Source organism: Pseudooceanicola lipolyticus, assembly GCF_002786325.1.
GTDB classification, from domain to species: domain Bacteria; phylum Pseudomonadota; class Alphaproteobacteria; order Rhodobacterales; family Rhodobacteraceae; genus Pseudooceanicola_C; species Pseudooceanicola_C lipolyticus.
The window spans coordinates 1-8,809 of the sequence record NZ_PGTB01000150.1; the positions used below are offsets into that span (position 1 = coordinate 1).

Below are 8,809 nucleotides of genomic sequence, written 5' to 3' on the forward strand. Positions count from 1 at the left end.
GCCGCGCGGCGTCGGCGCGGGCGGCGGGCTCGACGGGCAGGCTGCCCAGGGTTGCCAGCAGCGCGGCAAAGCCCGATGGATCGTCGCCTTGGGTGCCCTCGCGGGTGGGGCGAGCGGCTGTGGCGCTGCGAAGGTCGAGTCCGGCGAATTCGATCATGGTCACTCCTCAGGCCAGCGCGGTCAGGCGGAAACCGCTTTCGATCAGGCGCTTGCGCAGCCGCAGCAGCGCCCGTTTCTCGATCTGCCGCACCCGGTCGCGCGACATGCCGTATTCGCGCGCCAGCACCTCGGCGCTGTCGGGCGGGTCGTTCAGGTTCAGCCGGCGGATCACCTCGGCATCGCGCGGGTCCAGCTGGGCCAGCGCGGCCTCGAGCATGCGGCGCTGTTCATCCTCGTCCGAACGCAGCGCGGCGACCTCTTCCGGCGTCAGGTCGGAGGAGACCAGGCCGCCATCGACCTCGCCGCCAAAGCCCAGCTCGACCGCGCCCTGGATCGCCATCTGGGCGATTTCCTGATCTTCGCTGCCCAGCCGCCCGCCACTGGCATCGAGATAGGTGCGCACCGGGATGTCGATCACCGTCTTGATCCGCACCAGCGCCGCCGAGACGCCGTTGAGCACCCACCAGCTGGCATAGGTGGAAAACCGCACGCCCTGCGCCAGGTCGAAATTATCCGCCGCGCGCATCAGTCCGATCATCCCCTCGGCCACCAGATCCTCGCGATGCGAGGGATTGTCGGTCCATCTTGCGGCCTGGGCATAGACCTGACGGGCATGGGACCGGATCAGCAGTTCCAGCGCGTCGCGGTCGCCGCGCTCTTGCCAGTTGCGCACCGCGTCGCGTTCCTGCGCGACGGACAACATCGGTTCGCTCATCGCCGCTTGGCGCGTGATAAACATCATTGGATGGGCGCTCGATCATGTCTGACTGCTCATGAACAGATAAACACAAATCGACCGACCCATAAAGAATTGAATGATTTAAGGAAGGTTAAAACCTGTATTTTGCATCTATTTTATCAATGGCCTACCCGCCCGCAGGAACTGGGGCGGATCAGCTGCGGATCAGCCGGTGGCGGCGTTCGCCCAGCAGGCTGTTGACCACATCGCGCACCTGTTCCAGCCATTCCGGGAAGCTGCGCGGCCCGCCGGAAAAGGCCAGCAGGCCGCTGGGCACCTGGCCATAGGCGGGCGCCGCAAAGCCCGGATCCAGCATCATCAGGTATTGCCGCAATTCCGGACTGGCCAGATAGCCGCAATCGGGGATCATGCCGCAGCGATCCTGCGGCAGCAGCTGCGAGCCGGCCCAATAGGCGCCCAGCGTGCCGGCCAGGGCCTTTGAGAATTCACCGGGAATCAGGCCGAGATTCTGCATCTCGCTGGTGCGCGCCATGCGGTCGAAGGCGCAGGCCATGACATAGAGCGCCTCGTTTTCGCGCTCGAGCGGGAAGATCCCGCGGCGCAGCACCGTCAGCAGCACCTTGCCCACGGCGGTCCCCATGTCGAAGGACAGATCTTCGTAGGCCATCGGCTGGGTCACGCTGTCTTCGTCGCAGAGCACCAGCAGCGAGCCATAGGGCACGTCGATGCCCAGTTCCTCGTCGATCACATCGCCCAGCGGCAGCGCTGGCATCACCTCGAGTTCGTCGGACAGCACCGAGATCCGGCTGACCCCGGCAGCGGCGGCAAGGCAGACGATTCGCATTGGCAGCATCGCCTTGAACACGCGCCGCAGGCGGCTGCTTTCTGTTACAGACATCGGCCTGACGGCGCCCTGCCAGACCAGTTCCAATATCCGCTGTCGCATCAAGAATCCCCATATTCCCGTCGAACCTGTTGGATATTAACCGGGCGTTTACCGCTGCATCTAGGTTGCAAGTGTTAAGTCCGGCTACCAGATAATAGATAGGTATCCTGGTGCCCACACAATATATAGCAGTTGCTCATATATATGCCGCGGGGGATCTGCGGCGGCCTGACCCCCTATTTTCCCTAGGATTCACCATGCGCCGCGCTCAGGCGGAGCGCGGCCGATCCGCCGCGAAAGGCGCGGCGGCGCCAGGCGTGCCGCTGGTGGCGCGTTAACAATTCAGGGGATTGACCGTGATTTATTGTGGATAGTTGCCGGGCCAACGGCGCCGGCGGCTTTTATTGAACCAGAGCGGGGTCGGGATAGACCAGCAGGATATCGATGCGGCGGTTCTGCGGCGCGTCCGGGGTTTCGGGCGTCAGCGGCACGGTATCGGCCAGGCCCGAAATCCGTTCGATCCGCGCCGGGCTGACCCCGGTGCCGACAAGGATCCGGCGGGTGGCATTGGCGCGGTCGGCGGAGAGTTCCCAGTTGGAATAGCCGGATTCGCGCGAAAACGGCAGGGAATCGGTATGGCCGGCGATATTCACCGGATAGGGCATTTCCGAAATCGCCCGGCCGATGATCTCGATCAGTTCGCGGGTGTGGTCCTCGATCCGGGAACTGCCGAGGCCGAACATCGAGCGGCCTTCCTGATCGAGGATCTGCACGTTCAGCCCCTCGGGGGTGCGGACAAATCGGATATTGCCCAGCAGGTCTTGCAGATCGGGCCGTGCGTCGATGGCGCGGGCGATTTCCTGTTCCAGCGCCTCAAGCTGGGTTTCGCGCGCCTCGCGTTCCTGTTCCTGCTGCTCTTGCAACTCCTGCTGCAATTGCTGCTGCAGCTCGGCGCTCAACTCGCCGGGTTCGCCCTCGGTTTGCACTTCGGATTCGCCGGCGGCGGGCACCGTGCTGTCATAGGGCATGCTGCCGCCGGCGCCCTGGGTGCGTTCGGTGCCGCCCGAGCCATCGGCGGCGGCCGCCGGGGCCGGTTCGTATTCGATCACCACCTGGGTGCGGTCGTCCTTCAGGCGGCTGTCGAAAACCGAGAGCGGGTTTTCCTGGCCGAAACTGGGCAACTGCACTTCGCTGCGGGGGCCGTCGGTGCCGCTGAGCACGCCATCGGGGCCCAGCACCGAGCCTTCGAGGATACCGTCGCCGCGGCCGCCCTGATCGGAGAGCGAGGGGGTAAAGTAATCGGCCAGGCCGCGCAGCTTTTCCTCGTCCGAGGCGGCGAGGATCCAGAGCAGCAGGAAAAACGCCATCATCGCGGTCATGAAGTCGGCATAGGCCACCTTCCAGCCGCCGCCGTGATGGCCGCCTTCGCCGTCTTCCTCGACCCGCTTGATGATAATCGGCTCGTTCGTGGCCATGCCTGTCCTGTCTCTGCCTGTGCCGCCCCCGGAATCTGTTGCCCCGGTTGGGCCGGATCAGCGCGGTCCTAGACCTTTGCGCCCTTCTTGCCGGTGCGGGCGGGGCCCTTGCGGCTGTATTTCCCGAACCCCGCCTCTTTCGCGTATTCGGCCTTTTTGCGGGAATAGCTGGGCGCCACCAGCGGCATGTCGGCAGGCAGGTTGAACATGGCGCGGTATTCCGCCTCGGTAAGGCCATGTTCGGCGCCCAGATGCCGTTTCAGCATCTTGAAGCCCTTGCCGCAGCACAGGCAATAGACCTTGTCCTTGGTCATCGCCTTTTCGATCGGCAGCGCCGGTTCCACCAGACCCGGCGGGCGCGGTGCATCTGCCGCGGGCGGCGGAGTTGCGCCGTCCTGCATTTCGCGGGTCAGCCGCGTCAGGAGCTCCATGATGGCATTGGCATCCACATCGGGACGTGTCGCGTAGGCCGCGACGATCCGGCCGATCATTTCTTGCTTCGCATCTCTTTCGTTCATCTCGCCCCCGAGATTACTGTAGGGTGGCAACATCTAATCACTTCCAGTTAGGTGCAGCCGTTTTAAACCATGTTAAACTATGAACGATTGTTCCGCGAGTCCTTGAGAAAATGTCACTTTTCATCACCGACATGCCCCAAACTCAGCACAGCGGCGTGTTTTCGCCGGTTCCGGTAGTTTTCCGCCACCATCGGATAGTCCTCCGGCAGACCCCAGCGCCTGCGGTATTGCGCCGGGGTCAGCCCCAGAACCTCGCGCAGGTGTCGGCGCAAGGCGACATGGCGGGTGCCGGTTTCCAGGCAGACCAGGAAGTTTGCGGTCACGCTGTCCTCGACCGGCAGGGCCGGAACGCGATGGCCGGTCCGGCGGCAGAGCCGGTCGAACAAGCCGCGGCCGCGCCGCTTGACCCGAGTCAGTATTTCCATCTGCGCCACGTTGCTTCTTTCCTCCGGGCATTAGTGCGGCAGCAAGAGTATATCCCCTCGTTCACATGAATAACTATGCAATTAGGGTTAAGGTTAGCTGAAAAATGCAACAATTTCGCCACATTTGTTCATCAATCTGTTTGGAAAATCCTTTGAAACACGTTATGCGTGTACAGGTGACGTCGCCGGCACTTATGAGGTGCGCCCGATGAGCGGCCCCTGTCTTGTCTTCGACCTGAACGCAGCGCGCAAATCGTTGGTTTTGCGGGTGCTGGAGCGTGCCGGGCTGAACGGGGTCATCGACAGTGCCGATGCCGCGCAGGTGGGGGAAACCCTGGCGCGGCCGCTGCCGCTTTACCTGGCGGTGATCGCCGTCTGCGATCCGCCCGAAGCGGCGCTGGGCCTGCTGTCGCGGCTGCGCGTGGCCTGTCCCGGTTGTCTGATCCTGGCAATCGACTCGGTCGAGAGCGAGGACAGCACCGCGCGCTGCTTTTCCGCTGGGGCGCATGACGTGCTGCGGCTGCCGTTCCGAGTCTCGGAATTCGAGGCGCGGCTGGCCCAGGGGCTGACCCGGATGGCGCCGCAAAAGGCGCGCATCGCCGAGGTGGCGCATGAGATGATCGCGCAGCTGGACCTGACCCAGGCCGAGGCGCGGGTGCTGCGGGTGCTGGCGGCGCGGCAGGGACAGATCGTGACCCGCGACGACCTTTCGATGCATCTGTACGGTATGCCCTGGACCTATGGCGACCGCCGCTTCGACGTGCATGTCACCCGGATCCGGCAGAAATTGCAGCGCGCCGAGGACAGCCTGTTCACGATCCGCACGATCCGGTCGTCCGGCTATACGCTGGACTATACCGGCTTGTCCGGCGCCTAGGCTGGCGCGGCTCATTTTTCCAGATCCGCGCGCAGCGCCGCCAGCGGCGAGGCCCAGTCACCGACCGCGGCCTGGCGGTGCAGGGTGGCGGCGCCGTACCAGGGGTCGCGCCGGTCGGTCCGGCCCCAATACCACATGCATTCCGCCCCGGCGGGAATCATCACATGGGCATCGGGGTGCCCCAGCGCGCCACAGACATGGGCGGTGGTGTTGTCGATGGTCACCACATGGTCCAGCGCGGCGATCTGCGCGGCAAAGCCGGCCAGATCGGCCATCTGGTCGACGGTGTCGTCGGTGACGAACTGCAGGTCGGGCCGCGCCGCCTGGGCGGCGGCGATGTCCTTGGCCACCGCGCCATATTGCAGGTTCACCACCAGCGCCCCGTCGGGCAGGGCCGTCACCAGGTGCTCCAGCGGGATCGAGCGCAGGTGACCGATCAGGCTGGCGCTGTTCCAGGCCATGCCGATCAACGGTTTGCCGTTGGCCAGAGCCTGATATTTCTGTTTCAGCGCCGCGACCCGCGCCGCGTCGGGCTGCAGGTAGGCGCCCTGTCGTGCGGCGGGGTCGGCGCCGTCGAGATACCGGCTCAGATCCCCGAGATAGACCAGTTCGTTCGGATGCAGCTGCTGCGGGGTGGACAGGAACTCGGTCTTGTCGCGATGGCTGACGCCCAGCAGGTTGCCTTCGAGCAGCGGGCCGAAACGGCCATCGGCGACAAAGATCAACTCGGCGCCTTGGGCCAGCGGCGCCAGGCGCAGCAGCGGCAGCAGCGCCAGCTGGTCGCCGACCCCCTGTTCGCTCATCAGCACCACGCGGTCGAGATGCGACAGGTTTTCGGGCGCGGCGTTGTCCAGCGGGATGCGCGCCCGTTGCTGGGCCGGGAAACGTTCGGCAAAATGCGGCTGGCCGGTGGCGTAATCGCCGTCGCGGAACAGGAACACGCCATAGGCCTTGGCGATATTGCCGGCCTGGCCGGTGACATGCATCGCCTCGACATAGGTATCGGCGGCGGCTTCGTAATCGCCCCGGTCCTGCAGGATATTGGCCATCACCCCCTTGGCATGGGCAAAACCTTCGGGGGTGGCAAATTCGTTGCTGTCGATCAGCGCCGCGGCCTCGTCGGCGCGTCCGGTCACCCGCAGCAGCAACAGCAGCAGGCCGACCGCCGCATCGCGGTCGGTGGCCGTTGCCACCAGGTCGCGGGCCAGCGGTTCGGCCTCGTCAAAGCGACATTTGGCCAGCAATCCGCGCAGCTGGCCGATGCGGTGCGGCTCGGGCTGGGGATCCAGCCGATAGGCTTTTTCGTACCAGCGGGCCGCCTTGCCCGGCTCTTCGGCATCGACCAGCAGGTCGCCCAGGCGGTGGCAGAGGCCGGCATCGTTCAGCCGCTCGGCCATGGGTGCCAGGATGTCGGCCGCCGCCAGCCGCCGGCCGAATTGCACCATCAGGTCAAGATAGAGCCCGGCGAGGCCGACATCTTCGGAGCCGGCGGCAAAGGCACGGGGCGCCATCGCCACCGCCTCTTCCACCTCGGCTTCCAGCACATGGGCCTTGGCCATGCCGCCCAGCACCACCGGATCGTTCGGCCGGTAGATGGCGGCCTGGCCGAAAAAGGTCTGCGCGGTCTTGCCCTCGCGTTGCGCCAGCGCGGCACCGCCCATCACCACCCAGCCATGCGGGTTGGCCGGATGGCTTTGCGTGATCGGATGGGCCAGCTGCACCGCGGTGCCGACCTCGCCCCGCGCCAAGGCATTATAGGCCTCGTGCAGATCCAGCGATTCCGGGCCCTTGATGCCGTAGATCTTGGCGGCCTTAGCGATCTTGACGCGACGGTCCCTGCGGCTGAGGGCGGTTGTGCTCATCTCAGGCCCTCGGCACGGCGAAGTAATCGACGGTGTTCAGATAGGCGGTGCTGTCCACCACGCGATAGCCGGCCTTGCGGCACCAGCCCTGTACGAAATCCATCATGTTTCCCCTCAGCACCTCGATCCAGATCACCGGCTTGTCGCGGGCGATCAGTTCCGACGCGCCGTCGAGCACGTCCATCTCCATGCCTTCGGCGTCGATCTTGATGAAATCGACCCGGTCGGCGCCCAGCAGCGCATCGAGGCTGCGGGTTTCGATGCCGCCATCGTCGGCGGCCACCAGGCGCGTCGCGCCCAGGTTGTCGGCATTGTCGGTGACGGCGGCAAAACGGCCTTCGCCGCGCCCGGCGCCCAGGCCCCAGCCGCGCCGGTCGATCCGGTCGGCAATGCCGTTGGCCTCGATATTCTGTTCCAGCAGCTTCAGCGCCTCGGGGTTCGGCTCCACCGGGTAGATCCGCGCTGGATCCAGGTGCCGGGCGTACCAGACCACGTGGTTGCCGATATTGGCGCCGACCTCGACAATTGCCGGGTTGGGGTTTTTCAGCAGGCGTTTCAGCTTGGACAGAGACGAATCCTCGAAGAATTCGCCGCGCAGATGCGCCGCCTGGATCAGGTCGCGCGGGTTGGTGATGCGCATCCTGGCCGGGGCGCCATCGCCGTCGCGGATCTCGGCCCAGACCGGCAGTTCGGCCAGCTGTTCGGCCCATTGCCGGGCAACCGCGGCGGACCAGTCGGCGCCGGTGGCGCCGCGCGGCCCGGTGGAATGCTGGCCGCGGCGGTTGACGAAGAAGATCTCGGGCCGCTTGGCACAGCGGCAATGGGCCCAGAGCTGGTAGTAGAACTTGAAATCCTCGCCGGTATCCATGTCGGGATCGAAGCCGAAGCGCGCGGCGCAGCCGGCGCGGATAAAGGCGCCGATCTGCAGCGACAGGAAGGGTTCGACCGACAGCAGCGCGGCGCGGCTGTCGATGCGCTCCGGCTGGCCCTCGCGCAGCTCGGGCTCGCCGGCCTCGTTGAAGGTGCAGATCAGACCCCAGACCGCGTCCAGATCGGGCTCGGCCGCGATCACCCGTCCGAAGGCCTGGAAGGCATTGGGGGTCATCACGTCGTCGGCATCGAGGAAGAACACCCAGTCAAAGCCGTTGTCGCGGGCCTGGGCCAGGGCCTCGTTGCGGCGGTTCGAGCGGCCGTGCCGCCCCTGGGTGTCGTCCATCACCAGATGTTCGACGGCGGTGAACGGCCCCATGTCATAGGCCATCGCCCCGGCCACCGAGGGCGCGCAACTGTCGGCCAGCAGCGCCTGATGTCCGGGGCCGACCGGGGTGATCACCGCGCATTTCATGGGGTCAGCCCGGATTTCAGCATTGCGGTCAGCATCGGCGCCGGATCGCCCAGCGTCAGCACTCCGGCCCCCGCTGCGGTTCCGGCCACGAGGAATGCCGTCATCGCTGCCCGCAGCGGGGTCCGCCGGCGCCGCTTGGGTTCGGGCGCCGGCTGTATTTCGGGGGTCTCGGGTTCGTCTTCCTCGATGGCTTCGACCGGTGCCTGCGTTTCAACCGGAGCGCCGGGCGCCAGGAACACGCCTTCGGGGGTGACGGTGGCATCCAGGTGAAAGCGCCGGCCGGTGAAGACGTTGCGCAAAGCGTCGGGAAAGGCCTCGGCGGGGATGTCGATCACCGCCGGGCGGCCCGGCCACCACTCGGCCAGCGCCGCGCGCGGCAGGTAAAAGCGCCAGAAATCGGCGCTGAACCCGATTTCGGTCACCCGCACCGGGCGGGTCTGGATGGTGGCCTTTTCCGGCGCCAGCACCACCCGGATATGGCCGCCATGGCCGCCGATATGCCCGGCGCCGAACTGGCAGTCGGCGCGCGCCGCGGCCGCGGAAGGGGCAAAGCCGGCCGGCA

General features: G+C 66.0%; 9 protein-coding genes. 1 reads left to right on the top strand and 8 read right to left on the bottom strand.

Annotated elements, in window-relative coordinates; all coding sequences use genetic code 11:
• Positions 1 to 166: 166 nt before the first annotated feature.
• From CVM52_RS20955 to CVM52_RS20975, 5 genes are all read right to left on the bottom strand, one after another.
• Complete coding sequence (locus CVM52_RS20955) at positions 167 to 901, bottom strand: sigma-70 family RNA polymerase sigma factor (RefSeq protein ID WP_100164345.1); 735 nt, start codon at positions 899 to 901, stop codon at positions 167 to 169.
• A gap of 151 nt (positions 902 to 1,052) precedes the next feature.
• Entirely contained in the window at positions 1,053 to 1,805 is a 753-nt protein-coding gene (locus CVM52_RS20960) for a hypothetical protein (protein WP_133119917.1), read from the bottom strand.
• A 341-nt stretch (positions 1,806 to 2,146) separates the two neighbouring features.
• Positions 2,147 to 3,220 carry a flagellar motor protein MotB gene (locus tag CVM52_RS20965; protein WP_100164347.1) on the bottom strand — a complete coding sequence of 358 codons (1,074 nt, stop codon included), beginning with the start codon at positions 3,218 to 3,220 and terminating at the stop codon, positions 2,147 to 2,149.
• A 68-nt stretch (positions 3,221 to 3,288) separates the two neighbouring features.
• On the bottom strand, positions 3,289 to 3,738 hold the full coding sequence (locus CVM52_RS20970; RefSeq protein WP_100164348.1) for a Ros/MucR family transcriptional regulator: 450 nt from the start codon (positions 3,736 to 3,738) through the stop codon (positions 3,289 to 3,291).
• Positions 3,739 to 3,851: 113 nt separating this feature from the next.
• Positions 3,852 to 4,163, bottom strand: coding sequence for a MucR family transcriptional regulator (locus CVM52_RS20975; RefSeq protein WP_100164349.1), 312 nt, complete (start codon positions 4,161 to 4,163; stop codon positions 3,852 to 3,854).
• Between the two features lie 208 nt (positions 4,164 to 4,371).
• Here CVM52_RS20975 and CVM52_RS20980 point away from each other — a divergent pair, with 208 nt between their 5' ends.
• Positions 4,372 to 5,040 (top strand): response regulator transcription factor, encoded by a 669-nt coding sequence (locus CVM52_RS20980; RefSeq protein ID WP_133119918.1) that lies wholly within the window; start codon positions 4,372 to 4,374, stop codon positions 5,038 to 5,040.
• 11 nt (positions 5,041 to 5,051) lie between these two features.
• Here CVM52_RS20980 and CVM52_RS20985 read toward each other — a convergent pair whose 3' ends face one another.
• From CVM52_RS20985 to CVM52_RS27070, 3 genes are all read right to left on the bottom strand, one after another.
• Entirely contained in the window at positions 5,052 to 6,902 is a 1,851-nt protein-coding gene (locus CVM52_RS20985) for a tetratricopeptide repeat protein (protein ID WP_100164351.1), read from the bottom strand.
• A gap of 1 nt (position 6,903) precedes the next feature.
• The gene (locus CVM52_RS20990; RefSeq protein ID WP_100164352.1) at positions 6,904 to 8,247 is read right to left on the bottom strand and encodes an FkbM family methyltransferase; all 1,344 of its coding nucleotides are present in this window, start codon (positions 8,245 to 8,247) and stop codon (positions 6,904 to 6,906) included.
• Positions 8,244 to 8,809, bottom strand: a 566-nt coding sequence (locus CVM52_RS27070) for a hypothetical protein (protein ID WP_205965002.1), incomplete at its 5' end; no start/stop codon positions are given. The genes CVM52_RS20990 and CVM52_RS27070, both read right to left, overlap by 4 nt.

What these genes read in the sequence shown, in the direction of transcription:
- CVM52_RS20955 (WP_100164345.1), bottom strand. Translation starts at nt 901, where the DNA reads ATGATGTTTATCACGCGCCAAGCGGCGATGAGCGAACCGATGTTGTCC.
- CVM52_RS20960 (WP_133119917.1), bottom strand. Translation starts at nt 1,805, where the DNA reads ATGCGACAGCGGATATTGGAACTGGTCTGGCAGGGCGCCGTCAGGCCG.
- CVM52_RS20965 (WP_100164347.1), bottom strand. Translation starts at nt 3,220, where the DNA reads ATGGCCACGAACGAGCCGATTATCATCAAGCGGGTCGAGGAAGACGGC.
- CVM52_RS20970 (WP_100164348.1), bottom strand. Translation starts at nt 3,738, where the DNA reads ATGAACGAAAGAGATGCGAAGCAAGAAATGATCGGCCGGATCGTCGCG.
- CVM52_RS20975 (WP_100164349.1), bottom strand. Translation starts at nt 4,163, where the DNA reads ATGGAAATACTGACTCGGGTCAAGCGGCGCGGCCGCGGCTTGTTCGAC.
- CVM52_RS20980 (WP_133119918.1), top strand. Translation starts at nt 4,372, where the DNA reads ATGAGCGGCCCCTGTCTTGTCTTCGACCTGAACGCAGCGCGCAAATCG.
- CVM52_RS20985 (WP_100164351.1), bottom strand. Translation starts at nt 6,902, where the DNA reads ATGAGCACAACCGCCCTCAGCCGCAGGGACCGTCGCGTCAAGATCGCT.
- CVM52_RS20990 (WP_100164352.1), bottom strand. Translation starts at nt 8,247, where the DNA reads ATGAAATGCGCGGTGATCACCCCGGTCGGCCCCGGACATCAGGCGCTG.